Below are 25,183 nucleotides of genomic sequence, written 5' to 3'. Positions count from 1 at the left end.
ACGATTAACAGGAAAAGGAATAGTGTCATGACGACGAAAGAAGGGGTTACGTTTCATAAGTTTGATCGGGGCTTGCTCGCTCCGACGATTCGGCAGGCTGCGGACGGCTTTGTTAAGCCGGATTTTTTAACGGACTGTACAATTCATATTGCTGTTTCACCAAGTATCCAGGTTGGGGATTCGGTGATTCCACATATGGACGTTGAAGGGGTAGGGGGATTTTTTAGAACGCCTCTTGAGGTGACGAAAGAAGACGTGGCTGAAGGTGTTATTTGGATGTTGCCTGCTTATGATTTCACCGCAAAATCAGGTGCGGCCGTTAAGGTCGATTATACGGTGAAGAAAACTGACGGTAGCGACTTGAGTTCGCCTGTCGGCAACTACAAAGTCAAGTAATAGTCGGAATGCTGATTTGTGTAATCCCGGTTTCAGGGTAATACCTGCTCCTCCCGCTGTTGGCTGGGCAACAGTGGGAGGACAGTTTGTTGTATTGAGGTAATAAGCTAATACCTTGGTTCTATGTAACTATTTGAATTCTTGGAGATAAATTTATTGGCGCGACTTATGTTTTGGGGTTGGGTGTATACCCAGATACCGGAGTCAGCCCGTGACAGCCTGACACTGCCCCGAAGCCCTGTGGCGCAGCCTCCGACCCACGCATTCGTCCAGGGGCGACAGACGCAGCAACTCTGGATCAACCAAGGCCAGTTTCATCGACCTGTTCGGCCCGGTGCAAACCCCGCAACCCCAAGGCACCTGGTGCCAACGCCTCTGCGACTGGGCCATCGCTCATCCGGAAAAAGGCCCGCAACGGTTGATCAAAAACCGCGTTCGCCGTTTGTTGGGCTTCCACAACCTGCATTTCATATGGCAAGCCACTCGCACCCCCAGCGCCCAGCCCGAGCCGACCTGGCTACGGGACATTGCATGAGCTCGATCGCCTATTATCGTCAAAGAGATTTCGATACCGGTCGCGTGGTGCTGTCCGGTGCCGCCGATGAGTTACTGGCGGGGCGATCTGCACGACTTTTATTTAGGTAAACAGTGACCAGTGAGAACGCCATGACTGACACCCCAAACGCCATCCGCCACGCTGACATCCTGATCATTGGCGGCGGCTTGAGCGGCGCGATGCTGGCGGCGCAGTTGTTGCGTTTGCCCGGTCAGCGCCGGGTTCTGGTGATCGAGCCACGAGCAGAACTGGGCCGTGGCGAAGCCTATAGCGCGGTGGAACCGGGGCATACGCTCAACGGCAACGCGGCGCGGATGAGCGTCGACCCGGACAACGCCGATGACCTGACCCAATGGCTGACCGAACACATTGCCGCGGGTGGCTGGCCGGAGTCGGATCAGCAGCATGTGCCGGTCAGTGAACTGTTTCCGCCGCGCGGGTTGTTTGGCGTTTATGTGCAGCAGCGTCTGGCTGAAGCGCAGGCGGTGGGCGCATTGAAAGGGTCGAGTGTCGAACATGTGCGGGCCGAGGTGGTGGACGTGGAAACGTTGAGCGATTCGGTGCGGTTGAGCTTGAGTGATGGGCAGCAATTGCAGGGCGCTTACGCGGTGTTGGCGACCGGAATGTTTCCCGCCGCCCGCACGCCACAAACCGAATCCAGCGGCTTGAATGCCGCTGCACTCGACCCGTGGGATGTAGCCGCCATGCGCCAACTTGATCCGCAGTCGACGGTGCTGATCATCGGCTCGGGCCTGACCATGGTCGACGCCGTGGTGTCGCTGGAACAGGCCGGGCATCGCGGGCCGATCGAAGTGTTTTCCCGCCATGGCCTGCTGCCGCATGTGCGCAGGCAGCCACCGGCGTGGCTGGATTTTCTCGCCGAGGACCACAGCATTCGCACACCGCGTCAGTTGGTCCGCGAGCTACGCCGGCATTGCCGCGACGCCATCGCTCAGGGCATCGACTGGCAAGCGCCGCTGGACACGGTGCGGGCGCATATCGGGCGGTTGTGGAGTCAGGCGACCGATGTGCAGCGTCGGCAGTTTGTGCGGCATGTGCGGCCGTGGTGGGAAAGCCATCACCATCGCTCGCCGCCGTTGAGTGCCGAGTTGGTGGCACGGCTGCACGGGGAAGGGCGGTTGCGGATTCAGGCCGCATCGTTCAAGGGGCTCGAGCCTGCGTCGGACGGCGAGGTCAGTATCCGCATTCGTCGGCGTGGCGAGGCGCAAACCTGCGTGGTGCATGGCGCGGCGCTGATCAACTCCAGCGGCATCGAATACGATTGGCGCCGGGTGGCGCGGCCGTTGCCCCAGCAATTGCTCGCTCGCGGGCTGGTGCGTCCGGGTCCATTGGCGCTGGGCATTGCCGCGGCGGTGGATGGCGCGGTACTGGGTGCCGACGGGCAGGTCGCCAGCCGTTTGTTCGCCATGGGCCCGCCGTTGCGCGGGATGTGGTGGGAGAGCACGGCGGTGACCGATGTGGCGAGTCAGGCCAAGGCGTTGGCGGTGCGGTTGGCAGGTATGTATCCGGTGGTTTGATCTTGGGTTTTGAGGGTGTTCTTTTGGGCCTCATCGCGGGCAAGTCGGATCGCCGCACCGCCGCTCCCACAGGTGTCTGCTTTGACCAAAGGATTTGTGAACGACAGCGATCACTGTGGGAGCGGCGGTGCGGCGATCCGACTTGCCCGCGATGAGGCCGGTACAGCCATCACAAGGCTGGGTGTCAGACCGCTAAACAAGCATTGTTTAAACGACATCTCCAGACACTCTCTCAGGCTACACAGCCTTGCGCCGCTACCTACGACTACGCCAGAATCCGCCGGCTTGTGCGCCTTGAGGCCGGGTTCTATCGTTTCCGGGTCGCTGACCAATCAGCGATCGGGTTTAGCAGCCCGGGTCATCTCTAGACGTACAACGTTAACCGTTCATGTTATGGCGGCTTTGCGTGGGGCACTTCGGTGCGCCGGGTTCTAGAGTCCTGGTCTGCTAACCCGCGTACAGCCGCCACCTCTTTTTCGTTTAGCAGCGATTTGTAGCGGCTCCATAACTCTAGGAGCTTCATATGTTCAAACCAACACCAAATCCACCGGAAACCGATCCGACGTCCCCGTACGAATCCCTCGATTCCAAAAAACTCCACGAAGCCGCCGACCGCGCCCTCGACCACTACCTCAAACCCCCCATCCCCAAAGCCACCCAGCGCAAACCCAGCACCATTTACCATGTGGGTGCGAAGGTCGATAACGAAACCCTGCTGGTCAACGCCTGCGAATCCCTGGCGTCAGCGAGCATGATGCTCAGTGAGTTCGCCGGCTTGATGGACATGCCACATCGCAATGTGATGTTGGGGATTCAATCGGTGGTCATGCTTGGGGAGTTGGCTGTGAACCGGGTGCTGGATAATTTCGATCCACAAGACTAGCCAGGATCTTTGGCAAAGGGGCTTGTTGTGGCGAGGGGTTCCTGACTAAGCCCCTTAAATGCAAGAAACCCCGCATCACGCGGGGTTTCTTGTTTCCGGTGGTTTAAACGGCAACTCAAGCCCGCTTCCACAGGTTTTGCGTATCAAGCCACCACTTGGTAACACGGCACATACGCCGCGCCACCCGGCAGTTTCATCCGGTGCTGGGCAACGAAGGCTTTGAGCAAGTGGTCCAGCGGCTGCAAGACCTCGGCATCACCGCGAATCTGGTATGGCCCGTGTTCTTCGATCAGGCGGATGCCCTTGTCCTTGACGTTGCCGGCGACGATGCCGGAGAACGCGCGGCGCAGGTTGGCGGCCAGTTCGTGGGACGGCAGGTTGCGGCTCAGTTTCAGGTTGGCCATGTTGGCGTGGGTCGGGTCGAACGGGCGCTGGAAGCCTTCGTCGATCTTCAGCAGCCAGTTGAAATGGAACGCGTCGTTGCGCTCGCGGCGGAACTGTTTGACCGCTTTGAGGCCTTGAGTCATTTGCCGCGCTACTTCAGCCGGGTCGTCGATGATGATCTCGTAGTGCTGCTGCGCTTCTTCACCGAGGGTTGCGCCGACAAAGGCGTGCAGTTGCTCCAGATACGGCGCGGCGCTTTTCGGCCCGGTAAGGACCACCGGGAACGGCAGGTCTTGGTTGTCCGGGTGCATCAGGATGCCGAGCAGGTACAGGAACTCTTCGGCCGTGCCCGCGCCACCTGGGAAAATGATGATGCCGTGGCCAACCCGCACGAACGCTTCCAGGCGTTTCTCGATGTCCGGCAGGATCACCAGTTCGTTGACGATCGGGTTCGGCGCTTCGGCGGCGATGATTCCAGGTTCGGTCAAGCCAAGGTAACGACCGCCGTGGATGCGTTGCTTGGCATGGGCGATGGTCGCGCCTTTCATCGGGCCTTTCATCACGCCAGGGCCGCAACCGGTGCAGATGTCCAGGCTGCGCAGGCCGAGTTCGTGGCCGACTTTCTTGGTGTATTTGTATTCTTCGGTGTTGATCGAGTGGCCGCCCCAGCACACCACGATTTTCGGTTCGACGCCGGGGCGCAAGGTGCGGGCGTTGCGCAGCAGGTGGAAGACGTAGTCGCTGATGCCCTGGGACGTGCTCAGGTCGATGCTCAAGGCGTCGAGTTCGTTTTCGGTGTAGACGATATCGCGCAGGGCGCTGAAGAGCATTTCGCGGGTGCTGGCGATCATTTCGCCATCGACGAAGGCGTCGGCCGGGGCGTTCAGCAGTTCCAGGCGTACGCCACGGTCTTGCTGGTGAATGCGGATTTCGAAGTCTTTGTAGGCTTCCAGAATGGTCTTGGCGTTGTCGACGTGGGCGCCGGTATTGAGGATGGCCAGGGCGCACTGGCGAAATAGGGTGTAGGTGATGCCGGATGAGGCTTCGCTCAGTTGCTGTACTTCACGCTGGGACAGTGTTTCCAGGCTGCCTTTAGGGCTGACCGAGGCGTTGATTACATGTCGTTGGGTCATTCATTGATCCTTAAAACGATGTCACCCGCCAGCAACGGCGCATGGCATCCGAATAGTGTGTATCCATGATGAAGATGGCACGAACTGCGCTGTATCGCCATGCCCCCGTTTGACGATGAAAAGATGAAAAGGAGCTCCAGCATAGCTAAATCTTTCGGGGAGGCGATAATGCCCCGCAGTCTTTTTGTCACAGCGCCTTTTACCATCGATGCAAGGAACCCCGTCGCGATGTTCGAAATCCAGCCAATGAATGCCGAAACCTATAGACGCCAGACGCGGCGTAGCACGGTGATCATCGCTCTGATGTTCCTGGCGCTGGCGATGGTGCTGTCCACGGCGGCGGTGGCCCTGTTCGGTGAACCCGGTAGCGACAATCTGCGGTTCAACGTGGGCGGGGTGTTTGCCGCGTTGTTGCTGACGGTGGCGCTGATGCGTGGCAAGTTCTGGACCCAGGAATGGATGGCGCCAGCGGTCTATGGTTGGCAGCTCAAGCGTAGCCTGATGAGCGTCACCAACGTCATGCATCAGGTGACGGCGGCGGTGGAGCAGGGCGACCCTGCCGCCATGAAGCTGCTGCGCTTTTATCACTTGGGGCTGAGCCAGATGCACCAGTTGGACGGCAACTCCAGCGACCATAGCCAGCTGACCCGAGAGATGGACCAGCACAAGGCACGGATGGACGCGTTGGGCATCGAGACCGAACAGACGCGATTGAATCCGGTCTGGTTTGAGGCGATCAAACAGACGCCGATGTAGCGATTACGATCGCTGGCAATGAGCGTTTTTGTGCAAATCACCTATCGTATCGGTGTCGGGTTGTAATGGTTTGAGCGTCGGTCAAGGCTGGCTGACGCTACAAGGGCGAACGGGAAAATTCGCCATGTCATAAGGGATTCAGGGAGCGTCATGGGGCATCCGTCCGTCAAAGATCGTATTGAACACACTCGGTTCGCCACGCCTTGGGTACCGGTGCAGGTTGAGTCAAGGCTCAAGGTTCGATACGCGGTTTCTCTGCTGATTGCGGTGTGCCTGTCCTTGATGGCCATTGTGGTCGGTGAAAGCTGGAACTCGCGTCAGTACCATTTGCGTGACAGCGAAGTGGCGATGTCCAACCTGGCGCAAACCCTGGCATCGCAGGCGCACGCATCGATCAAACAGGCCGACACGCTGCTGTTTTCCTTGGTGGAGCGCCTCGAAATCGATGGCATGCAACCGGATAAATTTCCCCGACTGCAACGTTTGCTCAATGCCCAGCGCAGTGAGCTGGTGCAGATCCATGGGCTGTTCGTGTTCGACGAAGAAGGACGCTGGCTCGCCAACGCCATTAACGTCATACCACCCAATGCCAATAATTCCGACCGTGAATATTTCATCTACCATCGCGATCATACCGACCGCGGTCCGCATGTCGGTCCGTCGATAAAAAGTCGCTCGACCGGTGAGTGGATCATGACCGTGTCACGCCGGATCAATCACGCCGATGGCCGGTTTGCCGGTGTGGTGGTGGCTTCGATCTACCTCAACCATTTCCTGGACCTGTACAACAGCATCGACATGGGCAAAAACGGGGTGATCAACCTGATCTCCGATGACACCACCATCGTCGTTCGGCGTCCGTTCAACGAAGCCGATATCGGCACCAGCGTCGCCAGAGGGCCGCTGTTTACCCAGCTGTTGCCCAAGGGCGATTCCGGTACGGCAACAGTCAGGTCCTTTGTGGACGGGGTGGTGCGGGTCGTGGGATTTCGACGAGTCGAGGGTTATCCGCTGATCGTTTTTGCCGCGCTCGACAAGGATGAAGTCCTGGCCAGTTGGCGGCAGGAGTCAATATTCAGTGCGGGCATCGTCTTGCTGCTGCTGGGGTTTCTGGGCGCTCTCGGTTATCGCCTGATCCGCCTCATGAAACAGCAAAATCATATTCAGAACGATCTGCTGGAGGCTCAGGACAAACTCATTGAGGTTAACCGCAGCCTTGAGTTGCTGGCGCTGGAAGATGCACTGACCGGGCTTTCCAACCGGCGTCAGTTCGACCTGTTCATTCTCGCGGAAATGGGCCGCGCCAGGCGTAGCCAGACCCATCTTGCGCTGCTGATGATCGATGTCGACCACTTCAAGAGTTTCAATGACCACTACGGTCATTTGGCGGGCGATCAGTGTCTGCGCAAAATCAGCACCATCATCACTGACAACATCAAGCGCCCCGGTGATCTCGCGGCCCGCTTCGGTGGCGAGGAGTTTACGGTGGTGCTGCCCGGCACCGACTATGTGGGGGCGTTTCTGATAGCGGAAAAAATTCGCCGCGCCGTTCAGCAGGCGGGCATCAAACACGTTGAAGGTGTGGAGGGCGTGGTCACGGTCAGCGTGGGTGTCTGCGCCTACGACCCGGCTGCGCAAGCCCAGCCCGATGACATGGTCGGCGCCGCAGACAAGGCGCTGTATGTGGCCAAGGCCAGTGGCCGGAACATGAGCGTCATTGCCAACTGAGCTCAACTGGATCGATGGTTACTGCCTGAACGGGTCGGATGCTTCCATTGCCGGAACAGATGCGCGTAGATCAGCACATTGAGCGCCAGCACCACGCTGCCCAGTGCCAGCTGAATCGTGGGTGTCAGCCCGGCCGGATAAATGATCGGCCACACGTAATGTTCGATGAAGCCACCGCCGTAAGCGGTTTGCCCGGCCGCGTGGCGCATGCGGTTTTCCCATTCGGTGAGTGGGCACGTCAGGTGGAAGACTTCCACGATCACGCCCCATGCAGCGGCGGGCAGGTGCCACCAGATCAGGTGGCGCCATTTGAGCACCAGCAGCCCGCCGAACAGCACGAACAGAATAAACAACAAGTGAGACAGCACCAGCCCGTCGGCGGCGATTCGGTAAAGCATGTCGATTCCCTGACGCGTTATGTGAATCGCTCCATGGTACTCGGGCTGGACGCTTGCGCTCTAACGATTGCTGTTTTCAAGCGCTGCCAGTACTTCTTTCAAACGCACCGCCGTGCTTTCGCTGCTGCGTTGCATGGGCGCTCGCAGTTCGTCACGAATCAATCCTCCAAGGGCCAGGGCAGTTTTCACCGGAGCGGGATTGGGCTCGATGAACAGGCTGTGAATCAGTGGCAGCAACTGGAAGAAGGTCGTTCGGCCGGCCGCTAAACGGTTGTCGCGAATCTGTTGATACAGCGTCACGAATAGCTCGGGATGAACATGGGCCGAGGCGGCAATCGCGCCTTTGGCACCCAGGCATAGCGCGCCGAAGATCTGATTATCTTCGCCGCACAGCACGTCGACGTTACCGCTGGAGAGCAGTGCGAAGGTGTTGGCTGGGTTGCCGCCGCAGTCCTTGATCGCGACGATCCGCTCATGGGCGACGATCCGGAGCAAGGTCGCCTGCTCGAAGGCTATGCCAGTGCGATAGGGAATGTCATAGAGAATCACCGGGACACTGGACGCATCGGCGACGGTCTTGAAAAAGGCTTCGAGGCCGGCCTGGGAAGGACGGATGTAGTAAGGCGGCGGCACCAGCAAGCCCGCCAGGGGACGCTTCAGGATTTCGCTTTGAAATTGCAGTAACTCGGTGAGGTTGTTGCCGGCCAGGCCCATGACCACGCGTTCTGGCGGAACCTGTTCCAGCACCGCATCGAGCACGGCCAGTTGCTCGTGTTTGCCCAGCGCCGCGGCTTCCCCGGTGGTGCCGCAGACCACTATGCCATCGACGCCTTTTTCCAGCAGATGACTGACCAGCCGCCGCAGCCCGATGAAGTCGATCGCGCCATTGTGAAACGGCGTCACGATGGGAACCCAGATACCTTGAAACGATGACATGCACTTTCTCCTGAAGGTTGACCGATTTCGTCACCGTCAGAAGCGTAGAAGGAAGTCAGCAAGAGGAGAGGTGTCCGTCGCGCTCAATGTCCTGTCAGCTCATCTGACGGGACAGCGCGCCCCGGTCACATGAGCGACTGTTTCTTCGATTTAGGGGTGTGCGCAACGCAACCTTGCGCCTTGGCAATCAAGCCAATGACGACAGTGTTGAGGTTGAAGGTTGCGGACATGGTTGCTTACACCCTGAATGAGGCGCTCAGTTTTAAAAGCCGACGGGGTATTTGTCAATCGTGAAATCGAAGAGCCCCGAGGGCGTCGCAAGTGCGCAAGATTGTTCAAGCCATTGGCCACGACTGCTGGCACAGTCTGACGTCCTTTCCTGGTTGTAGAGCGTTATGTCCAACTCACTCATGCCGCGCACTGCATTCCTTCGTGGCGCCGCGGCCATCATGCCGCTGTCCCTGGCGACCGCGCCTTGGGGATTGCTGGCCGGTTCCATGGCCATCGAGGCCAAACTCACGCCCCTGCAAGGCCAGGGGCTGTCGAGCATTGTGTTTGCCGGCGCGGCGCAATTGGTCGCCATCGGTATGCTCAAGGGCGGCGCCGGGGTCTTTTCGATTCTGTTGACCACGTTGCTGCTGACCTCCCAGCATTTGTTGTACGGGATGAGCATGCGTTCGGTGATTTCCCCGTTGCCGGGCCGCTGGCGTATCGGACTGGGCTTTTTGCTCACCGACGAGTTGTTCGCCCTGACCAGTCAGCATGACAAACAGCTGTTCAATCGCTGGTACGCCCTGGGTGTGGGTTTGACGTTTTACATCGCATGGAACCTCTTCACCCTGGCGGGCATTGTGTTGGGTAGCAGCATTCCGGGCCTTGAACACCTGGGGCTGGATTTCTCCATCGCGGCGACCTTTATCGCCCTGATCACGCCGGTGGTGCGCAACGTTCCGACAGTGGTTTGTGTGGCGGTCTCACTGTTCTGTTCGGTGCTGTTCAGCTATTGGCAATGGGGCTCGGCGCTGGTGTTGTCGGGGCTGGCGGGCATGACCGCAGGCTTTATCTGCAACAAACTCTACGTGGGGCGCGCATGATGGTCTGGGCTGTGATTATCGGGATGGGCCTGCTGGTGTTCCTGAACCGCTACGTATTTCTTGAGCCTCGGTTGCCGGTGCGCTTGAGCAGCAATGCCCGGCAGTTTCTCGGTTTCGCGGTGCCGGGCATGCTCACCGCCATCTGCGGGCCGATTGTGTTCATGCCCGACAAACAGTTGAACCTGCAGTGGGACAACCCTTACCTGATCAGTTCGCTGGTGGCCGTGGGCCTGGTGCTTCACACCCGCAACACGTTGCTCAGCATGTTGTTGAGCATGGGGTTCTTCTTTTTGCTGCGCTGGTGGCTCTGAATCGTCCCATCCGAAACTGTTCTACGCTTAAAAATAGATGACTGATCCTTTGAGGAAGGGAGGTGGACATGGCCACTGAACCAAAGCGTCCGGACCCGGATGAGGACATCGATGAACCGACGGAGGAAGAGCTCGAGCAGCAGAGGCGTTCGACGCCGGACTGGAAGCACCCTGACGATGGTAAAGAACTGTCGGACCGTGACCAGGAGCGCCCGTTGAAGCCCTGATCGGTTTGCACATACTCAAAGCCCCACCAATGGATGGCGGGGCTTTTTTGTTTTTGTAGTTTGAAATGCAATCACCTGGGGACCAGGCACTGGAACCAAACACTGGTACCCTTATCCAACCTCGGCCCGCAGTGATTGGTGGGCCGATTGAAGGATGAATGGGCGAGGGGTTTTTGCCATTGAACATGACGGCCGCCAGGTCTGGCCCAAGGCAAAACATGAAGCAGTTGATTAAGGTTTTATCCATATTCGCCATCGCAGTCGGCCTGTTTGGCTGTATCGCCGCGCCCATCGAAATGACGCCGCAGACGCAACAGCGCCTGCGCGCACAACCGCCTATCCGTTTTCTGCTGACCTTCGACGACGGGCCCAGCGCCTCCGGTTTTTACAACCCGACCGTGACCGTGCTCGACAGCCTTGCGCGCAATCCGCTGCAACCGGACATTAAAGCCGTGTTCTTCGTGCAGACCCATGCCACAGGCGCCGGCGGCAGTGACACTGGTCGCCAGATCATGCAGCGCGAACAGGCCGAAGGTCACCTGTTGGGCTTCCACACGGCCACTCCCCACCACACCAACCACCGCTCCCTGGAGCCGGAACAACTGGAACAGTCGCTGACCAACGGCAGCGCAGACATTGCGGCGATCACTGGCGTCTCGCCGATCCTGGTGCGTCCGCCGTTCTGGAACTACGACAAGCGCACCTTCACGGCCTATCAGCAGCATGGCATGCACGTACTGCTGACCGACCTGAGCGCCAATGACGGCAAGATCTGGGGCTTCAATGCCAGCCCTCGTCGGCGAGCCAATATGCTGCGGCAGCTGTCCGAAGTCCGCGAACGCATTGCCCTTGGCGAGTTGCCGACGGTGGACGGGGTGATTCCGGTGGTGGTGACCTTTCACGACCTCAACCGCTACACCGCCCGGCATGCCCGCGAATACCTGCAAATCCTCCTCGACAGTGCCAGTGCCACAGGTCTGGTCACGGCGCAGAAACCGTTTTACGACGACACGGCAGCGCTACAGCGGGCGGCCATGGCGCGCACCGTCAAGCAGAGTTCCGAGCCTGTTCGTTTGCCGGGGATCTGGAATTGGATATGGGATGGGGATTCTCACTGAACTCGCTGGTGCGTTGCGCAAGTTGATCTATTCTGAGTGGATCCAATCGGAAAACCGTCCAGGGAGGGCGTCTGTCATGGTTCCAATTGCGCAGCTTTGCCAGATTATCGAGTCCGGTTTCAAGCCGCTCTCCTGTGAATGCACCGTGAACCGTGATGAAACCTTGCGGATCAAGGTCTTCGATCACAGCACCGGGCGGATTGAACTGCTGATCACCGGCGTATCGCCCGACGAACTGACCAGTGTTCGCGACATTTCCAACCTGATCGGCGAACTTCGTACAGAAATGCGCGCCGGGCGCCGAGCGTTCGCCGGGGTCATGGCCTAGTTTGCAGGTCCGTCACGCGGCAGCAGTTCATCGATCATCTGTAAGCAATAATTCAACCCCGGCGAGACATCGCCCACGCGCCTGCTGAGAATGATTGGCGAGGTCGCGTTGTCTTCCAGCACCGGGGTAAAGCCAATGTCGTCGCGGTGCAGCAACTGCACCGAGGCCGGTACCAGCGTCACCCCGATTCCCGCCCCCACCAGACCGATCGCCGTTTGCAGCTCATTGGTCCATTGCGCCACCTTGATGTGCACGCCACTGGCTTCGAACAACGCGATTACGTGGTCGGCGTAACTCGGGCGCGGGTTGCCGGGGTAAAGGACAAAAGGTTCTTTCGCCAGCTCACGAAGGCTGATGGGCCTGGCGAGGAGCGGGTGGCCGGCGGGCAGGGCGGCGACCAGCCGATCTTCGGTGAGTACGGTCTGCAGGATGGCTGGGTCGTCGATGCGGATGCGCCCGAAGCCGACATCGATGCGCCCGGCCTTGAGCGCCTGCACCTGTTGCAACGTGGTCATCTCCGAGAGCCCCAACTCCAGCGCCAGAGGCTCGCCGCTGCGCAACCGGCGAATCAGTTCCGGTAGCACGCCATAGAGGGTCGAGGGCGCAAAGCCGATGCCCAGCCAGGTCTTTTCGCCCAGGCCAATCCGCCGTGTGTTGTCGCAAACCTTGCCCAGTTGTTCGAGCAGGGCGGTGGAATGTTCATGGAAAAACCGCCCGGCATCGGTCAGCTTCAACGGTCGACCGCGTTCCAGCAGCAACACCCCGAGTTCGTCTTCCAGCTGCTGGATCTGCCGGCTCAGCGGCGGTTGGGCGATGTGCAGCAGTTCGGCGGCGCGGGTGAAGTTGAGGGTTTGAGTCAACACCTGAAAATACCGCAGGTGACGCAGTTCCATGGGGCCTCCGAACGACGATCTATTGAATACCTTTAAGGTATCGAGCCAGACCAATTCTATATTGGCCGCCCGGAAAATGCCGTACGAGAATCCGTTTCAGAACTTCAAGAACCTGACGGGTATCGACATGCGTGCAACTGCCATTGAATCGATCGAGACGATCATCGTCGATCTGCCGACCATTCGCCCGCACAAGCTGGCGATGCACACCATGCAGAATCAGACCTTGGTGATCATTCGGGTTCGCTGCGCCGACGGCATTGAGGGCATCGGTGAATCGACCACCATCGGCGGTCTGGCCTACGGTAACGAAAGCCCGGATAGCATCAAGACCAACATCGACAAACACTTCGCGCCACTGCTGCTTGGCCAGGACAGCGGCAACGTGAATGCCGCGATGTTGCGCCTGGAGCGCAGCATTCGCGGCAACACCTTCGCCAAATCGGGTATCGAAAGCGCCTTGCTCGACGCTCAGGGCAAGCGCCTCGGCCTGCCGGTCAGTGAGCTGCTGGGCGGCCGCGTTCGCGATGCCTTGCCGGTGGCCTGGACCCTGGCCAGCGGCGACACCGCCAAGGACATTGCCGAAGCGGAAAAAATGCTCGACCTGCGCCGCCACCGGATCTTCAAACTGAAAATCGGCGCTGGCGAGGTCAACCGCGACCTGGCCCACGTGATTGCGATCAAAAAGGCGCTGGGCGATCGCGCCAGCGTAAGGGTCGATGTCAATCAGGCCTGGGACGAAGCGGTAGCTCTGCGGGCCTGTCGGATCCTCGGCAGCAACGGTATCGACCTGATCGAACAACCGATCTCGCGTAATAACCGCGCCGGCATGGTGCGCCTGAATGCCATGAGCCCGGCGCCGATCATGGCCGATGAATCCATCGAATGCGTGGAAGATGCCTTTAACCTGGCACGGGAAGGCGCCGCTTCAGTATTCGCCCTGAAAATCGCCAAGAACGGCGGCCCGCGCGCCGTGTTGCGAACCGCCGCGATTGCCGAGGCGGCCGGTATCGGTCTGTACGGCGGCACCATGCTCGAAGGCGGAATCGGCACGCTGGCCTCGGCCCATGCCTTCGTCACGCTGAATACCTTGAGCTGGGATACCGAGCTGTTCGGCCCGTTGCTGCTGACCGAAGACATCGTCAGCGAGCCTTTGGTCTACCGCGATTTCCAACTGCACGTCCCGTCAACACCGGGGCTGGGCCTGAGCCTGGATGAAGAGCGCCTGGCGTTTTTCCGCCGGGACAAAATATCCACTGCCGTTCATCAAGCCTGAGGAGGGCATCATGCTGTTTCACGTAAAAATGACCGTGAATTTACCGGTCGACATGAACCCGGAGCGCGCCGCACAGCTCAAGGCCGACGAGAAAGCCCTGGCCCAGCGCCTGCAAGAGCAAGGCAAGTGGCGTCATCTGTGGCGCATCGCCGGGCTCTATGCCAATTACAGCGTGTTCGACGTCGACAGCGTTCAGGAACTGCACGACCTGCTGATGCAATTGCCGCTGTACCCGTACATGGCCATCGAGGTCAACGCGCTGTGCCGGCATCCTTCTTCCATCCGCGAGGACGACCGCTGAACCCAGCCTGTTCAGTTCGCTACGCTAATAATTACAAGATGAGGAACCACCATGAACGTCAAGATTTCCCACACTGCCAGTGTCCAGAAGTTTCTCGAAGAGGCCAGCGGCCTGCTCAACGACGCCGGCGATCCGCGAGTCAAAGCGCTGGTTTACCGCATCCTGCGCGATTCGGTGAACATCATCGAAGACCTGGCCGTGACCCCGGAAGAATTCTGGAACGCCGTCAATTACCTCAACGTGCTGGGTGCGCGGCAGGAGGCCGGTCTGTTGGTGGCCGGGCTTGGTCTTGAGCATTACCTCGACCTGCTGATGGATGCCGAAGACGAGCAGGCCGGTAAATCCGGCGGCACCCCGCGGACCATCGAAGGGCCGCTGTATGTGGCGGGTGCGCCGCTGTCGAACTTCGAAGCGCGACTGGACGATGGCGTCGATCCGGGCGTGGTGCTGTTCATGCAAGGCCAGGTGCGCAACACCGCCGGCGAACCGCTGGCCGGGGCGGTGGTTGATGTCTGGCACGCCAACACCGGCGGCACCTATTCCTACTTCGATACCGCCCAGTCCGAGTTCAACCTGCGTCGCCGGATCGTCACCGATGCCGAGGGTCGCTACCGCTTTCGCAGCATCGTGCCGTCGGGCTACGGTTGCCCGCCGGACGGTCCGACCCAGCAACTGCTCGATCAACTGGGCCGTCATGGTCAGCGGCCGGCGCACATTCACTTCTTCATTTCGGCCCCGGACCATCGTCATCTGACCACCCAGATCAACCTCGATGGCGATCAGTACCTGCATGACGATTTCGCTTACGCCACCCGTGACGAGCTGATCGCCAAGATCACTTTCAGCGACGATCCGCAGCGTGCGGCGGCCCATGGTGTGAGCGGTCGTTTTGCCGAAATCGATTTCGATTTCACCCTGCAGTCGTCCGCCCAGCCTGAGGAGCAGCAACGTCACGAGCGGGTCCGCGCACTCGAGGACTGATGCCCTCGACCCGCCGAACCGGGCCGCGAGATAACCGACCGTTTATCTCGTGGCCCTCTGTGTTTCAGGCGGTACCCTAGAATGGCGACGCCACCGATAACAACAATGAGAGTGATCCGATGATGCAAACGCAATTGTTGAGTCATCGCAGCAGAATCTTCGACCATGCCGACCCGTACGCGGTCTCCGGCTACGTCAATCAGCACGTCGGCAACCATTGCCTGCAGATGCCCAGGGTCGGTCGACCGCTGGCCAGTCTCGATCATCGCAAATTTGCCAGCCTTGACCTGTGCCGCATCAGTTATGGCGCCAGCGTGCGGGTTACCTCAGGCGCGCTGGACAGCATCTATCACTTGCAAGTGTTGCTGCGCGGCAACTGCCTGTGGCGTGGACACGGTCAGGAACACTACTTTGCGCCTGGGGAGTTGCTGCTGATCAACCCGGACGATCCGGTGGATCTGACCTATTCCAGTGATTGCGAAAAATTCATCCTGAAAGTCCCCACCCGGCTGTTGGAGTCGGTGTGCGAGGAGCAGCGCTGGCGGTATCCAGGGCAGGGCGTGCGGTTTCTGGAGAACCGTTATCAGCTCAATCAACTGGAAGGTTTCGTCGGCCTGCTGGCGATGATTTGCCAGGAAGCGGAAGCCGCCGAGCCGATTCCCCGCGTGCAGGAGCACTATGCGCAAATCGTGGTCAGCAAAATGCTCGGCCTGATGAAGACCAACGTCATGCGCACCGATCCCGGCTCAGCCTCGGCCACGTTCGAGGCGCTGGTCGATTACATCGCCCGCAACCTCAAGCAGGATATCGACAGCGAAGAGCTGGCGCGCCAGGCACGGATGAGCCTGCGTTCGCTGTATGGGTTGTTCGAACGTAACGCGGGGGACACGCCGAAAAACTACATCCGGCAGAAGAAACTCGAACGCATTCACGCCAACCTGAGCGACCCAACCTGCAACGTGCGCAACGTCACCGAAGTGGCCATGGATTACGGCTTTCTGCACCTGGGACGGTTCTCCGACCGCTACCGCAAACAGTTCGGCGAATTGCCTTCCGACACCCTCAAGCGCCGTCATTGATTGCCAAGACGTTTGACGAATAACCTGTGGCGAGGGGGCTTGCCCCCGTTCGGCTGCGCAGCAGTCGTCAATCCTGCCGACGCGGTGTGCCTGACAGATTGCCGGGGGCCGCTTCGCAGCCCAGCGGGAGCAAGCTCCCTCGCCACATTGGCAACCATCAACCGCCCTTTGCACAAAACGGATACAGGTCTGCACCCCGCGGATAGTCCACCCCATCCCCACGTCCTAGCATGGCCCTGCCTGAATAAAAACAATGGAGGCGGCGGCCATGTCCCTGCGACTCGAATACCTTCACTCCCTGCTTGAAGAAGACCCTGAACAGGGTATCTATCGCTGCAAGCGCGAGATGTTCACTGACCCGCGGCTGTTCGACCTCGAGATGCAACACATCTTCGAAGGCAACTGGCTGTACCTGGCGCACGAAAGCCAGATCCCCAATAAAAACGACTTCTACACCACCACCATGGGGCGCCAGTCGATCTTCATCGCGCGCAACAAGGACGGTGAGTTGAACGCCTTTATCAATGCGTGCAGCCACCGCGGGGCGATGCTCTGCCGGCACAAGACCGGCAACAAGAGTTCGTACACCTGCCCGTTCCACGGCTGGACCTTCAACAACTCCGGCAAGCTGCTCAAGGTCAAGGACCCGGCGGCGGCCGGTTACCCGGCGAGCTTCAATTGCGAAGGCTCCCACGACCTGACCCGCGTCGCGCGTTTCGAGTCCTATCGCGGTTTCCTGTTCGGCAGCCTGAAGGCCGACGTGGTGCCGTTGGTGGAGCACCTGGGCGAGTCGGCGAAGATCATCGACATGATCGTCGACCAGTCCGCCGATGGCCTGGAAGTGCTGCGCGGTTCCTCCAGTTACATCTACGAAGGCAACTGGAAACTCACCGCCGAAAACGGTGCCGACGGCTATCACGTCAGTTCGGTGCACTGGAACTACGCCGCCACCCAGAACCAACGCAAGCAGCGCGAAGCCGGCGAAGACATCCGCACCATGAGCGCCGGCACCTGGGCCAGGCAGGGCGGTGGTTTCTATTCCTTCGACAAGGGCCACATGCTGCTCTGGACCCGTTGGTCCAACCCTGAGGACCGTCCGCTGTATGAGCGCCGCGACGAGTTGGCCCGGGACTTCGGCCAGGCCCGCGCCGACTGGATGATCGAGAACTCGCGCAACCTGTGCCTGTACCCGAATGTGTACCTGATGGACCAGTTCAGCTCGCAGATTCGCATCGCCCGGCCGATCTCGGTCAACCGCACCGAGATCACCATTTACTGCATCGCCCCCAAAGGTGAAAGCGACCACGCCCGCTCGAGTCGCATTCGGCAGTACGAGGACTTTTTCAACGTCAGCGGCATGGCCACTCCAGACGATCTGGAAGAGTTTCGTTCCTGCCAGACCGGCTACCAGGGCAGCGTCACCACCTGGAACGACATGTCCCGTGGTGCCGAACACTGGATTGAAGGCGCCGATGACGCGGCCAAGGAAATCGACCTGCATCCGTTACTCAGCGGCGTGCGCACCGAAGACGAAGGCCTGTTCGTGCTGCAACACAAATACTGGCAGCAGACCATGCTCAAAGCCCTGGCTGCCGAACAGTCCGAACTGATTGCAGTGGAGGCCGTGCAATGACCATCACCTATGACGCGGTGCGCGACTTTCTCTACCGCGAAGCGCGCTACCTCGACGACAAGCAATGGGACGACTGGCTGGAGCTGTACGCGCCGGACGCAACCTTCTGGATGCCGTCCTGGGACGACAACGACGAGCTGACCGAAGACCCGCAGCGGGAAATCTCGCTGATCTGGTACGGCAACCGCACGGGCCTGGAAGACCGCATCTTCCGCATCAAGACCGAGCGTTCCAGCGCCAGCGTGCCGGACACCCGCACCTCACACAACCTCAGCAACATCGAGCTGATCGAACAGGCTGACGGTCTGTGCAAGGTGCGCTTCAACTGGCACACCCTGAGCTTTCGCTACAAGACCGTCGACAGCTATTTCGGCAGCAGTTTCTACACTCTGGATGTGCGCGGCGAGAACACGCAGATCTTGGCCAAGAAAGTGATCCTGAAGAACGACTACGTTCGCCAGGTCATCGATGTTTACCACCTCTGAGGCGGTCGTCATGACTCATTCCATTGCGTTCAATTTCGAAGACGGCGTCACCCGATTCATCGACGCCAACGCTGGTGAGACCGTGGCCGATGCCGCGTACCGCCAGGGCATCAATATTCCTCTGGATTGCCGCGACGGCGCTTGCGGCACCTGCAAGTGTTTCGCTGAAGCCGGGCGTTATGACATGGGCGAGGACTACATCGAAGACGCCCTCAGCGCCGAAGAAGCGCAGCAGGGTTTTGTCCTGACCTGCCAGATGCGTGCGCAGAGCGATTGCGTGGTGCGGGTGCCGGTTTCATCGGATGTCTGCCGCACCCGGCAGGCCGGTTACGAGGCGACCATCAGCGCCGTGCGTCGGCTGTCCGACAGCACCATCGCGCTGTCGATCAAGGGCGAGGCCCTGAGCAAATTGGCGTTTCTGCCGGGGCAGTATGTGAACCTCGGGATTCCCGGTAGCGAGCAGACCCGCGCGTACTCGTTCAGCTCGTTGCAGCGCGACGGCGAGGTCAGTTTTTTGATTCGCAACGTGCCCGGTGGCTTGATGAGCAGTTTTCTGACCGGCATGGCCAAGGCCGGCGACAGCATGAGCCTGGCCGGACCGTTGGGCAGCTTCTATCTGCGTGACATCCGCCGGCCGCTGTTGCTGCTGGCCGGTGGTACCGGTCTGGCGCCGTTCACGGCAATGCTGGAAAAAATCGCCGAGCAGGGCAGCGCGCATCCGCTGCATTTGATCTACGGCGTGACCAACGATTTCGACCTGGTGGAAATGGATCGACTGGAAGCCCTTGCCGCGCGAATCCCGAACTTCAGCTTCAGCGCCTGCGTGGCCAACCCCGACAGCGGGCACCCGCTCAAGGGCTACGTGACGCAACACATCGAGCCACGGCATTTGAACGATGGCGACGTCGATGTCTACCTGTGCGGCCCGCCGCCGATGGTCGAGGCGGTCAGCCAGTTCATTCGCGAAAAAGGCATCGCGCCTGCGAACTTTTACTACGAGAAATTTGCCGCCAGCGCGGCCTGAGCCGCGCTGTTGTGGGAGAGATACATGAACAGATTCCAAGAAAAAGTCGCGCTGATTACCGGTGCCGCCCAGGGCATTGGCCGGCGCGTAGCTGAACGCATGGCCGCCGAAGGAGCGCGGTTGATTCTGGTCGACCGCTCCGATCTGGTGTTCGAGTTGCAGAAAGAGCTGGGGCGGGACAGCCAGGTACTCGCCCTGACCGCCGACCTTGAACAATACAGCGAATGCAGCCGCGTGATGCGCACCGCCGTCGAACGCTTCGGGCGCCTCGATGTGCTGGTCAACAACGTCGGCGGCACGATCTGGGCCAAGCCTTTCGAGCACTATGAACAGCAGCAGATCGAGGCCGAAGTGCGCCGCTCATTGTTCCCGACGCTGTGGTGCTGCCATGCCGCGTTGCCATTCATGCTTGAACAAGGCAGCGGCGCCATCGTCAACGTTTCATCCATCGCCACCCGCAGCGTCAATCGCGTGCCGTACGGTGCGGCGAAGGGCGGGGTCAACGCGCTGACCGCGTGTCTGGCGTTCGAAACCGCCGGCCGTGGCGTGCGGGTCAACGCGACGGCCCCCGGTGGCACCGAAGCGCCGCCGCGGCTGATCCCGCGCAACACCGCCGAACAAAGCGCTCAGGAAAAGCTGTGGTATCAACAGATCGTCGACCAGACCCTCGACAGCAGTTTGATGAAGCGTTACGGCACGCTGGATGAACAGGCAAGCGCTATTCTGTTTCTGGCCAGCGACGAAGCCTCCTACATCACCGGCATGGTCATGCCGGTCGGTGGCGGCGATTTGGGCTGACTTTTCAGGGGGGGGCTGCGATGAGCTACAAGCGACGCTGAAACGCTTTGATGATTCTGAGCGTGGCGTCGCTTGTGTTGAGGTTCTGGACGGCGTCCAGTGGATACCAGATGCAGTCGAAGATTTCATTCTGTGGCCGAGCTTCCGCCAGGTTTACCACCGACGCTTCGTAGACATGGTGGCGGGTGCTGGCCGTGTCCAACTCCATCAAGTACAGCAGGCCGTCGACCCCAAGCCCGGTTTCTTCATAGAGCTCTCTTGTGGCCGCGCCCGCGATGGTTTCACCAGGCTCGATTTTTCCGCCCGGCAACGTCCAGCGCCCCCTGAGTTTGCGCACCAGGAGAATATGCCGGTCCTGCTCGCAAATGACGGTTGCGCGTATTTTCATGGATTACCTGACTGCCGGTTGTCATAAAACAGTCATAAAAATGCAATATTCAGACCGTAATCCGCAGACGTGTCTGCTTCAAGGGTTCGAGTCGACAGGGTGATTGAAAGTGCAACGGGATGCCGGAATCCTGACGCGACGTCTGGTTGGCCCTTCAGCGAAGGTCGGGTGTAAGGTAATGAAGTGGATCCTGGACTATCCCTGCCGAAATGGAGGTGACTATGAGCGTTCCAATGCTGACCAAAATGCACATGAACGGCTATGACGTACTCAGCGTGAACAGCGGACCCTGGCGGGTGTGCACCAAAGGTGACCGGCTTGGGTCCTTTGGCAGTCGAGAGGAAGCACTGGCCTATGCGGCTGCGCTTCCTGCCTACAGAGCCCGGTCGGGCAGATCATCACGTAGCCACAAATCAGACAAATAGTGCGCCTGAAGCCCCGGCATGCCGGGGCTTTGTACCCGCTTGTAGCAGCTGCCGAGCTCGCGAGGCAGCTGCTACAGGTCAGTAACCGCCGCCCATCCCGCCCGTGGAGGGGGAATACGCTCTGGCTTTTTGTTGGACACGACTCCACTCGGCGCAGGTCATGAAGGCTTTATGGTCGACCTGGCCCCTGCCATCAAAACTGACGCTATACGGCTGCTGATGGCCGGCCTGGGTCAGCTTGTAATCAAAGCAAGAGCCTGGCTCCACCGTGCGATCGGTGATCGATAGCGGCTTGCCGCCAATCTGCTCGACCTGATCCTTGGTCATGCCGGCTTCGACCTTGGCGACCAGCGGTTGGTCCCGGTAGATATGCGATTCTGTGTTACAGCCACTTGTCGCCGCCAGCACGGCGATCAGAGCGCATAGAGGCTTGTTCATGGCAGCGCTCTCTAGTGAGCTTTCGTTCGAGTGATGGTTTTTGCTTTCACCTCTTCAGCATAGCCCGCCAGCCGCTCTTCATCGCCCTGGAACAACGAGCACAGCCTGAGCGTCGCCTCGGCGTCCACATCGTTGCCGGCCAGGCGCAATTGCTCTGCGATGCGCAAAAGCTCTACCGCCGACCACCTCAGATCCGACGCCACACCTTGCAGGTCGCGCCGCAGTTGCTGTTCATATTCGTTAAGCCACATGATGACCTCCTGCAATTCCCCGCTACGAAATAGTAATCCCATTTACCTTGATGGAGCGTTATGTTCGTCTGATCCGAAGAGAGTCGAAATCATGCAACAACCTGCCTACCAACTGCTGGAAGTCGCCAACGGCAAGCCGATCAAACTCTGGACCGAGGGTGTGCCGGTTGAAAGCGAAGCCCGGCAGCAACTGATCAATACCGCGAAGATGCCGTTCATCTTCAAGCACCTGGCGGTGATGCCGGACGTGCACCTGGGCAAAGGCTCCACCATCGGCAGCGTGATTCCCACCGTGGGCGCGATCATTCCGGCGGCTGTGGGCGTGGACATCGGCTGCGGCATGATCGCCGCCCGCACCTCGCTGACTGCCGCCGATTTGCCGGACAACCTGCACGGTCTGCGCACTGCCATTGAAAAGGCCGTGCCCCATGGGCGCACGTTGAGCCGTGGTCGCCGTGACGAAGGCGCCTGGGAGCGCGTTCCACAGCAGGCCGATCAGGCCTGGGCGGCACTGAACCCACGGTTCAAGGCGATCATCGACAAGTACCCGAAACTCGCCAGCACCAACAACCGTCACCATCTGGGCACCCTCGGCACCGGTAACCACTTCATCGAGGTCTGCCTGGACGAGGCCAATAGTGTCTGGTTCATGCTGCACAGCGGTTCTCGCGGTGTGGGCAACGCCATCGGCACCTTGTTCATTCAATTGGCCCAGGCTGACATGCGTCAGCACATTGCCAACCTGCCGGACCGCGACCTGGCCTACTTCAAAGAAGGCAGCCGACACTTCGATGACTACGTCGAAGCGGTGGGCTGGGCTCAAGACTTCGCTCGGCAGAACCGTGCCTTGATGATGCAAGCAGTGATTCACGCGGCGCGGCAAGTGATCCGCAAACCCTTCGAGGTCGCGCTGGAGGCTGTGAACTGTCACCACAATTACGTGCAGAAAGAACGGCACTTCGGTGAAGACATCCTGGTCACCCGCAAGGGCGCGGTGTCGGCGCAGAAGGGCGAACTGGGGATCATTCCCGGCTCCATGGGGGCCAAAAGCTTCATCGTTCGCGGCCTCGGTAACGAGCAATCGTTCTGTTCCTGCAGCCACGGCGCCGGTCGCACCATGAGCCGCACCAAAGCCAAAAACACCTTCACCGTCGCCGACCAGATCCGCGCGACCGCTCATGTGGAATGCCGCAAGGACGCCGCGGTCATTGATGAGATTCCGATGGCCTACAAGGACATCGACAAAGTCATGTACGCCCAGCGTGATCTGGTGGAAGTGCTGCACACGTTGCGACAGGTGGTATGCGTGAAAGGGTAGGGATGCGTTCCGCTCGTCGGGAAAGTCAACGGGAGGGGGTAGCTCTGCTGTCGTATGGAAGTAGTGATTTATTCGCTGGGGCGAGGTATCTCAAATGACGGCTACCGATGATTTCAGACACCATGCGCATGAGCTGATCGCTGACCTGGAGGCGGCCACCAGCGAAATGATGAAGCTGATTTCTGCCCATCAGCTTAGTGGCCCGGAATGGGAGCGGGTTACGAAATGGCAGCATGAAGCGTACGAGCGATGGATGAAGTTTCTGAATGCGAGTTCGTATGTCGATTCCGGCTCGGGGGCCGATCCGGGGCAGGGCGAGGTTTCTGTATAAAGGCTTTTATATAAGGGCATAACCCCAGCGTTTGCTGGATGTCTGCGCAAGTACAGGCTACATTTCCCGTTTTTCAGGATAGGGAAACATCATGCGGATGTTGATAGCGGGAGTAGCGGTGGCTGCGTTGGCGGGCTGTTCATTGCCTGCATCCCTTGTGCCCGGTGAGCCCAATGTCAGCAAATACAGCGATAAGGCGCCCAAGGAATATGCCGGGTGTGTATTGCCGTTGTGGCGTCAGGAGATTGCGGGTACGACACAAACCGAGATTTCCAATGGCTACCGGATTACTGCACCGAGCGTCATCACAGCTGACGAAATTCTGGATATCGTGAAGTCAAAGGATGGCAGCCGGGTATCGCTTTACCAAGGGCCGCCATGGGCCAAGTCAGGGGCGCTGCGCAAGGCTGTCCGGGATTGTTTGTAACGGTTGTTTAAGTAGAAGGCTCAAAAATAGTGTGGATATTTAATGGGTTACGAAATTTAGTAACTGGATGGTGAATCAAAATATATTGTTACAGATCAATTGATTGGGTAATATTGTCCCGCGTTCACCACCACGGTTTATGCATTTTTAAAGCCCAGGCGTCCATCAGCTGCCTGGGCTTTTTTTTGTCTGGCATTTGGCGATGGCTTACAAGCACGCTGCTGGCAGAGCGCCAGCAGCGTCGGTGATGAGGTGGGTAAGCGCTATTGCTGCTTGTTGTTACCCGGCCGGATCAGCCTTGCGCCGATCACTGCCAGAAGGATTGCCGGTGTTTATAAGCCTTCTTTCGACCAGGACATTTCGCAGGGCCTGGCGTGCTGAAGGATCCAATTGATGTTCTCTCTCCTTGAGTTCAAGCAAGATGGGGCTGGACCAGCCACGATAGGTTTGCTCGGTAATACGAGTAGGCGTCATCTATCTCTCCCTTGTGAGTCGCCCGACAACACAGTGGGCGAAGTCCTGTGCGAATAAAAATCCTAGTCGAGGAAACGATTTGTCGCCAGCGATTGGCAGTGCCGACTGTCCTGCGCGACGAAGGGCGTTGGTGATTCGGGCGTAAACTGACACGGCTACCTCATCAAAAGGAGCCGCATATGATCGCCGACCAAACGAACAGACAGGTGTCGGAGCAGAGCACTGTCTGGGACCAATATTTCTGTGCTGCACTGATTGCCGAAAGCCATCTGACGGCACCGGTGGTAGGAGAAGCCACCCACGAAGACAGGCAAAACCTGCTGATCCAAAGGGCCAAAGCGCTCGCCGACAAGATGCTTGAAAATAGAAGATAAAACGGAGCCCGGCCATAGTGCCGGGCTCTTTTCTTATCGCCTCTTTGACAGGCCACCTGGTCAGGCTGTCACTTGGCGACGCGATGGGCTGATCTGGTTTTTTGTGGACGCTGAGTTCCTTGCTCGTGGATCGTCTACAGTTGGTAGTTCATGGATACGGAGATCGAACATGAAGTGCTTAATTTGTCACGCTGTCTCTAACACTGTTCATGTGGCTGAAGACTGGTCAGAGGTTGCGTGCTCGGCTGGATGTGGACGCTTCAGGGTCTCGGCCAACCTGATTAAAAGCATGAAGGGCAGGAACGAATCCTTTGACATCGAGCGCACAAGACAATGGCTCAAGATGTCCCGCAATGACGAGCCGGTACCGTTGATATCCCGCTATGACTACAACGTTGCCTTGTTGCATCGCGACACCGGGGAGAAGTCGGCCATCGCGCCGAGTCGCTCCAGGCAACCGCTGACGTCGGATTAGATTCCGCCCGGTTGTACTCAACCTCC

General features: G+C 59.2%; 32 protein-coding genes and 1 pseudogene. 25 read left to right on the top strand and 8 right to left on the bottom strand.

The window, feature by feature from the left end; translation table 11 throughout:
- Positions 1 to 27 precede the first annotated feature (27 nt).
- The 4 genes and pseudogenes from J3D54_RS27150 to J3D54_RS27135 all read left to right on the top strand — a co-directional run bounded on the left by J3D54_RS27150 (position 28) and on the right by J3D54_RS27135 (position 3,373).
- Complete coding sequence (locus tag J3D54_RS27150; RefSeq protein WP_253425125.1) at positions 28 to 396, top strand: hypothetical protein; 369 nt, start codon at positions 28 to 30, stop codon at positions 394 to 396.
- Positions 397 to 648: 252 nt separating this feature from the next.
- Positions 649 to 931 (top strand): annotated as a pseudogene (locus J3D54_RS27145) (hypothetical protein); the annotation flags it as partial.
- Between the two features lie 131 nt (positions 932 to 1,062).
- Positions 1,063 to 2,490: an FAD/NAD(P)-binding protein gene (locus J3D54_RS27140; protein WP_253425122.1), complete on the top strand. Its 1,428-nt coding sequence runs from the start codon at positions 1,063 to 1,065 to the stop codon at positions 2,488 to 2,490.
- A gap of 523 nt (positions 2,491 to 3,013) precedes the next feature.
- On the top strand, positions 3,014 to 3,373 hold the full coding sequence (locus tag J3D54_RS27135; protein ID WP_253425119.1) for a DUF6124 family protein: 360 nt from the start codon (positions 3,014 to 3,016) through the stop codon (positions 3,371 to 3,373).
- 143 nt (positions 3,374 to 3,516) lie between these two features.
- Here the strand turns inward: J3D54_RS27135 and ppnN are convergent, their stop codons facing one another.
- Positions 3,517 to 4,890 (bottom strand): nucleotide 5'-monophosphate nucleosidase PpnN, encoded by a 1,374-nt coding sequence (gene ppnN, locus J3D54_RS27130; protein WP_253425116.1) that lies wholly within the window; start codon positions 4,888 to 4,890, stop codon positions 3,517 to 3,519.
- A 228-nt stretch (positions 4,891 to 5,118) separates the two neighbouring features.
- Here ppnN and J3D54_RS27125 point away from each other — a divergent pair, with 228 nt between their 5' ends.
- Both J3D54_RS27125 and J3D54_RS27120 read left to right on the top strand, forming a co-directional pair.
- Positions 5,119 to 5,646 (top strand): DUF3087 domain-containing protein, encoded by a 528-nt coding sequence (locus J3D54_RS27125; protein WP_253426803.1) that lies wholly within the window; start codon positions 5,119 to 5,121, stop codon positions 5,644 to 5,646.
- Between the two features lie 150 nt (positions 5,647 to 5,796).
- Entirely contained in the window at positions 5,797 to 7,374 is a 1,578-nt protein-coding gene (locus J3D54_RS27120) for a sensor domain-containing diguanylate cyclase (protein WP_253425112.1), read from the top strand.
- 2 nt (positions 7,375 to 7,376) lie between these two features.
- Here the strand turns inward: J3D54_RS27120 and J3D54_RS27115 are convergent, their stop codons facing one another.
- Positions 7,377 to 7,772 carry a DUF2784 domain-containing protein gene (locus J3D54_RS27115; RefSeq protein WP_253425109.1) on the bottom strand — a complete coding sequence of 132 codons (396 nt, stop codon included), beginning with the start codon at positions 7,770 to 7,772 and terminating at the stop codon, positions 7,377 to 7,379.
- 60 nt (positions 7,773 to 7,832) lie between these two features.
- Positions 7,833 to 8,708 (bottom strand): 4-hydroxy-tetrahydrodipicolinate synthase, encoded by an 876-nt coding sequence (gene dapA / locus J3D54_RS27110; protein WP_253425106.1) that lies wholly within the window; start codon positions 8,706 to 8,708, stop codon positions 7,833 to 7,835.
- A gap of 395 nt (positions 8,709 to 9,103) precedes the next feature.
- On the opposite strand from dapA, the gene J3D54_RS27105 reads away from it, so the two are divergent.
- The 5 genes from J3D54_RS27105 to J3D54_RS27085 all read left to right on the top strand — a co-directional run bounded on the left by J3D54_RS27105 (position 9,104) and on the right by J3D54_RS27085 (position 11,786).
- Positions 9,104 to 9,802, top strand: a complete 699-nt coding sequence (locus tag J3D54_RS27105) for an AzlC family ABC transporter permease (RefSeq protein ID WP_253425103.1) — start codon at positions 9,104 to 9,106, stop codon at positions 9,800 to 9,802.
- Complete coding sequence (locus tag J3D54_RS27100) at positions 9,802 to 10,113, top strand: AzlD domain-containing protein (protein WP_253426801.1); 312 nt, start codon at positions 9,802 to 9,804, stop codon at positions 10,111 to 10,113. The genes J3D54_RS27105 and J3D54_RS27100 overlap by 1 nt, the downstream gene beginning before the upstream one ends.
- A gap of 68 nt (positions 10,114 to 10,181) precedes the next feature.
- Entirely contained in the window at positions 10,182 to 10,340 is a 159-nt protein-coding gene (locus tag J3D54_RS27095) for a hypothetical protein (protein WP_007895518.1), read from the top strand.
- Between the two features lie 218 nt (positions 10,341 to 10,558).
- Complete coding sequence (locus tag J3D54_RS27090) at positions 10,559 to 11,458, top strand: polysaccharide deacetylase family protein (protein ID WP_253425100.1); 900 nt, start codon at positions 10,559 to 10,561, stop codon at positions 11,456 to 11,458.
- A 76-nt stretch (positions 11,459 to 11,534) separates the two neighbouring features.
- On the top strand, positions 11,535 to 11,786 hold the full coding sequence (locus tag J3D54_RS27085; RefSeq protein WP_253425097.1) for a DUF1652 domain-containing protein: 252 nt from the start codon (positions 11,535 to 11,537) through the stop codon (positions 11,784 to 11,786).
- Here J3D54_RS27085 and J3D54_RS27080 read toward each other — a convergent pair.
- The gene (locus J3D54_RS27080) at positions 11,783 to 12,679 is read right to left on the bottom strand and encodes a LysR family transcriptional regulator (RefSeq protein ID WP_253425095.1); all 897 of its coding nucleotides are present in this window, start codon (positions 12,677 to 12,679) and stop codon (positions 11,783 to 11,785) included. The genes J3D54_RS27085 and J3D54_RS27080 overlap by 4 nt on opposite strands.
- A 127-nt stretch (positions 12,680 to 12,806) precedes the next feature.
- Between J3D54_RS27080 and J3D54_RS27075 the strand changes: the two genes are divergently transcribed.
- The 8 genes from J3D54_RS27075 to J3D54_RS27040 all read left to right on the top strand — a co-directional run bounded on the left by J3D54_RS27075 (position 12,807) and on the right by J3D54_RS27040 (position 20,256).
- Positions 12,807 to 13,955 carry a muconate cycloisomerase family protein gene (locus J3D54_RS27075; RefSeq protein ID WP_253426798.1) on the top strand — a complete coding sequence of 383 codons (1,149 nt, stop codon included), beginning with the start codon at positions 12,807 to 12,809 and terminating at the stop codon, positions 13,953 to 13,955.
- A gap of 10 nt (positions 13,956 to 13,965) precedes the next feature.
- A complete protein-coding gene (catC, locus tag J3D54_RS27070) occupies positions 13,966 to 14,256 on the top strand; it encodes a muconolactone Delta-isomerase (RefSeq protein WP_007936026.1) in 291 nt (96 codons plus the stop codon).
- A 51-nt stretch (positions 14,257 to 14,307) separates the two neighbouring features.
- Positions 14,308 to 15,237: a catechol 1,2-dioxygenase gene (gene catA, locus J3D54_RS27065; RefSeq protein ID WP_253425091.1), complete on the top strand. Its 930-nt coding sequence runs from the start codon at positions 14,308 to 14,310 to the stop codon at positions 15,235 to 15,237.
- Positions 15,238 to 15,356: 119 nt separating this feature from the next.
- Positions 15,357 to 16,316, top strand: coding sequence for an AraC family transcriptional regulator (locus J3D54_RS27060; RefSeq protein WP_301293494.1), 960 nt, complete (start codon positions 15,357 to 15,359; stop codon positions 16,314 to 16,316).
- Positions 16,317 to 16,584: 268 nt separating this feature from the next.
- Positions 16,585 to 17,949 (top strand): benzoate 1,2-dioxygenase large subunit, encoded by a 1,365-nt coding sequence (gene benA, locus J3D54_RS27055; protein ID WP_253425088.1) that lies wholly within the window; start codon positions 16,585 to 16,587, stop codon positions 17,947 to 17,949.
- Positions 17,946 to 18,434, top strand: a complete 489-nt coding sequence (benB, locus tag J3D54_RS27050; protein ID WP_253425085.1) for a benzoate 1,2-dioxygenase small subunit — start codon at positions 17,946 to 17,948, stop codon at positions 18,432 to 18,434. The genes benA and benB overlap by 4 nt, the downstream gene beginning before the upstream one ends.
- A gap of 10 nt (positions 18,435 to 18,444) precedes the next feature.
- Complete coding sequence (gene benC / locus J3D54_RS27045; RefSeq protein ID WP_253425082.1) at positions 18,445 to 19,458, top strand: benzoate 1,2-dioxygenase electron transfer component BenC; 1,014 nt, start codon at positions 18,445 to 18,447, stop codon at positions 19,456 to 19,458.
- A 24-nt stretch (positions 19,459 to 19,482) separates the two neighbouring features.
- Complete coding sequence (locus tag J3D54_RS27040) at positions 19,483 to 20,256, top strand: 1,6-dihydroxycyclohexa-2,4-diene-1-carboxylate dehydrogenase (RefSeq protein WP_253425079.1); 774 nt, start codon at positions 19,483 to 19,485, stop codon at positions 20,254 to 20,256.
- 25 nt (positions 20,257 to 20,281) lie between these two features.
- Here the strand turns inward: J3D54_RS27040 and J3D54_RS27035 are convergent, their stop codons facing one another.
- On the bottom strand, positions 20,282 to 20,644 hold the full coding sequence (locus J3D54_RS27035) for an NUDIX hydrolase (protein ID WP_253425075.1): 363 nt from the start codon (positions 20,642 to 20,644) through the stop codon (positions 20,282 to 20,284).
- 221 nt (positions 20,645 to 20,865) lie between these two features.
- On the opposite strand from J3D54_RS27035, the gene J3D54_RS27030 reads away from it, so the two are divergent.
- The gene (locus tag J3D54_RS27030) at positions 20,866 to 21,069 is read left to right on the top strand and encodes a hypothetical protein (protein WP_007941550.1); all 204 of its coding nucleotides are present in this window, start codon (positions 20,866 to 20,868) and stop codon (positions 21,067 to 21,069) included.
- Between the two features lie 78 nt (positions 21,070 to 21,147).
- Here the strand turns inward: J3D54_RS27030 and osmE are convergent, their stop codons facing one another.
- Positions 21,148 to 21,507 (bottom strand): osmotically-inducible lipoprotein OsmE, encoded by a 360-nt coding sequence (gene osmE, locus J3D54_RS27025; protein ID WP_253425072.1) that lies wholly within the window; start codon positions 21,505 to 21,507, stop codon positions 21,148 to 21,150.
- 11 nt (positions 21,508 to 21,518) lie between these two features.
- Positions 21,519 to 21,758 (bottom strand): hypothetical protein, encoded by a 240-nt coding sequence (locus J3D54_RS27020; RefSeq protein WP_019582784.1) that lies wholly within the window; start codon positions 21,756 to 21,758, stop codon positions 21,519 to 21,521.
- Positions 21,759 to 21,849: 91 nt separating this feature from the next.
- Here J3D54_RS27020 and J3D54_RS27015 point away from each other — a divergent pair, with 91 nt between their 5' ends.
- The 3 genes from J3D54_RS27015 to J3D54_RS27005 all read left to right on the top strand — a co-directional run bounded on the left by J3D54_RS27015 (position 21,850) and on the right by J3D54_RS27005 (position 23,834).
- Complete coding sequence (locus tag J3D54_RS27015; RefSeq protein ID WP_253425070.1) at positions 21,850 to 23,076, top strand: RtcB family protein; 1,227 nt, start codon at positions 21,850 to 21,852, stop codon at positions 23,074 to 23,076.
- A 94-nt stretch (positions 23,077 to 23,170) separates the two neighbouring features.
- Positions 23,171 to 23,407 carry a hypothetical protein gene (locus J3D54_RS27010; protein WP_253425067.1) on the top strand — a complete coding sequence of 79 codons (237 nt, stop codon included), beginning with the start codon at positions 23,171 to 23,173 and terminating at the stop codon, positions 23,405 to 23,407.
- A gap of 91 nt (positions 23,408 to 23,498) precedes the next feature.
- Entirely contained in the window at positions 23,499 to 23,834 is a 336-nt protein-coding gene (locus J3D54_RS27005) for a hypothetical protein (protein WP_253425065.1), read from the top strand.
- 279 nt (positions 23,835 to 24,113) lie between these two features.
- Here the strand turns inward: J3D54_RS27005 and J3D54_RS27000 are convergent, their stop codons facing one another.
- Complete coding sequence (locus tag J3D54_RS27000) at positions 24,114 to 24,308, bottom strand: hypothetical protein (protein WP_081625797.1); 195 nt, start codon at positions 24,306 to 24,308, stop codon at positions 24,114 to 24,116.
- A gap of 179 nt (positions 24,309 to 24,487) precedes the next feature.
- Between J3D54_RS27000 and J3D54_RS26995 the strand changes: the two genes are divergently transcribed.
- Entirely contained in the window at positions 24,488 to 24,682 is a 195-nt protein-coding gene (locus tag J3D54_RS26995; protein ID WP_105341388.1) for a hypothetical protein, read from the top strand.
- Positions 24,683 to 24,971: 289 nt separating this feature from the next.
- Entirely contained in the window at positions 24,972 to 25,157 is a 186-nt protein-coding gene (locus tag J3D54_RS26990) for a hypothetical protein (RefSeq protein ID WP_169342478.1), read from the top strand.
- Positions 25,158 to 25,183 lie beyond the last annotated feature (26 nt).

This window comes from Pseudomonas sp. GGS8, assembly GCF_024168645.1.
Classification (GTDB): Bacteria; Pseudomonadota; Gammaproteobacteria; order Pseudomonadales; family Pseudomonadaceae; genus Aquipseudomonas.
This window is presented reverse-complemented; position numbering and strand designations above follow the sequence as displayed.

Bases quoted from the DNA above. Each gene is read 5' to 3' on its own strand.
- J3D54_RS27150 (WP_253425125.1), top strand. From the start codon at position 28: ATGACGACGAAAGAAGGGGTTACGTTTCATAAGTTTGATCGGGGCTTG.
- J3D54_RS27140 (WP_253425122.1), top strand. From the start codon at position 1,063: ATGACTGACACCCCAAACGCCATCCGCCACGCTGACATCCTGATCATT.
- J3D54_RS27135 (WP_253425119.1), top strand. From the start codon at position 3,014: ATGTTCAAACCAACACCAAATCCACCGGAAACCGATCCGACGTCCCCG.
- ppnN (WP_253425116.1), bottom strand. From the start codon at position 4,890: ATGACCCAACGACATGTAATCAACGCCTCGGTCAGCCCTAAAGGCAGC.
- J3D54_RS27125 (WP_253426803.1), top strand. From the start codon at position 5,119: ATGTTCGAAATCCAGCCAATGAATGCCGAAACCTATAGACGCCAGACG.
- J3D54_RS27120 (WP_253425112.1), top strand. From the start codon at position 5,797: ATGGGGCATCCGTCCGTCAAAGATCGTATTGAACACACTCGGTTCGCC.
- J3D54_RS27115 (WP_253425109.1), bottom strand. From the start codon at position 7,772: ATGCTTTACCGAATCGCCGCCGACGGGCTGGTGCTGTCTCACTTGTTG.
- dapA (WP_253425106.1), bottom strand. From the start codon at position 8,708: ATGTCATCGTTTCAAGGTATCTGGGTTCCCATCGTGACGCCGTTTCAC.
- J3D54_RS27105 (WP_253425103.1), top strand. From the start codon at position 9,104: ATGTCCAACTCACTCATGCCGCGCACTGCATTCCTTCGTGGCGCCGCG.
- J3D54_RS27100 (WP_253426801.1), top strand. From the start codon at position 9,802: ATGGTCTGGGCTGTGATTATCGGGATGGGCCTGCTGGTGTTCCTGAAC.
- J3D54_RS27095 (WP_007895518.1), top strand. From the start codon at position 10,182: ATGGCCACTGAACCAAAGCGTCCGGACCCGGATGAGGACATCGATGAA.
- J3D54_RS27090 (WP_253425100.1), top strand. From the start codon at position 10,559: ATGAAGCAGTTGATTAAGGTTTTATCCATATTCGCCATCGCAGTCGGC.
- J3D54_RS27085 (WP_253425097.1), top strand. From the start codon at position 11,535: ATGGTTCCAATTGCGCAGCTTTGCCAGATTATCGAGTCCGGTTTCAAG.
- J3D54_RS27080 (WP_253425095.1), bottom strand. From the start codon at position 12,679: ATGGAACTGCGTCACCTGCGGTATTTTCAGGTGTTGACTCAAACCCTC.
- J3D54_RS27075 (WP_253426798.1), top strand. From the start codon at position 12,807: ATGCGTGCAACTGCCATTGAATCGATCGAGACGATCATCGTCGATCTG.
- catC (WP_007936026.1), top strand. From the start codon at position 13,966: ATGCTGTTTCACGTAAAAATGACCGTGAATTTACCGGTCGACATGAAC.
- catA (WP_253425091.1), top strand. From the start codon at position 14,308: ATGAACGTCAAGATTTCCCACACTGCCAGTGTCCAGAAGTTTCTCGAA.
- J3D54_RS27060 (WP_301293494.1), top strand. From the start codon at position 15,357: ATGATGCAAACGCAATTGTTGAGTCATCGCAGCAGAATCTTCGACCAT.
- benA (WP_253425088.1), top strand. From the start codon at position 16,585: ATGTCCCTGCGACTCGAATACCTTCACTCCCTGCTTGAAGAAGACCCT.
- benB (WP_253425085.1), top strand. From the start codon at position 17,946: ATGACCATCACCTATGACGCGGTGCGCGACTTTCTCTACCGCGAAGCG.
- benC (WP_253425082.1), top strand. From the start codon at position 18,445: ATGACTCATTCCATTGCGTTCAATTTCGAAGACGGCGTCACCCGATTC.
- J3D54_RS27040 (WP_253425079.1), top strand. From the start codon at position 19,483: ATGAACAGATTCCAAGAAAAAGTCGCGCTGATTACCGGTGCCGCCCAG.
- J3D54_RS27035 (WP_253425075.1), bottom strand. From the start codon at position 20,644: ATGAAAATACGCGCAACCGTCATTTGCGAGCAGGACCGGCATATTCTC.
- J3D54_RS27030 (WP_007941550.1), top strand. From the start codon at position 20,866: ATGAGCGTTCCAATGCTGACCAAAATGCACATGAACGGCTATGACGTA.
- osmE (WP_253425072.1), bottom strand. From the start codon at position 21,507: ATGAACAAGCCTCTATGCGCTCTGATCGCCGTGCTGGCGGCGACAAGT.
- J3D54_RS27020 (WP_019582784.1), bottom strand. From the start codon at position 21,758: ATGTGGCTTAACGAATATGAACAGCAACTGCGGCGCGACCTGCAAGGT.
- J3D54_RS27015 (WP_253425070.1), top strand. From the start codon at position 21,850: ATGCAACAACCTGCCTACCAACTGCTGGAAGTCGCCAACGGCAAGCCG.
- J3D54_RS27010 (WP_253425067.1), top strand. From the start codon at position 23,171: ATGACGGCTACCGATGATTTCAGACACCATGCGCATGAGCTGATCGCT.
- J3D54_RS27005 (WP_253425065.1), top strand. From the start codon at position 23,499: ATGCGGATGTTGATAGCGGGAGTAGCGGTGGCTGCGTTGGCGGGCTGT.
- J3D54_RS27000 (WP_081625797.1), bottom strand. From the start codon at position 24,308: ATGACGCCTACTCGTATTACCGAGCAAACCTATCGTGGCTGGTCCAGC.
- J3D54_RS26995 (WP_105341388.1), top strand. From the start codon at position 24,488: ATGATCGCCGACCAAACGAACAGACAGGTGTCGGAGCAGAGCACTGTC.
- J3D54_RS26990 (WP_169342478.1), top strand. From the start codon at position 24,972: ATGAAGGGCAGGAACGAATCCTTTGACATCGAGCGCACAAGACAATGG.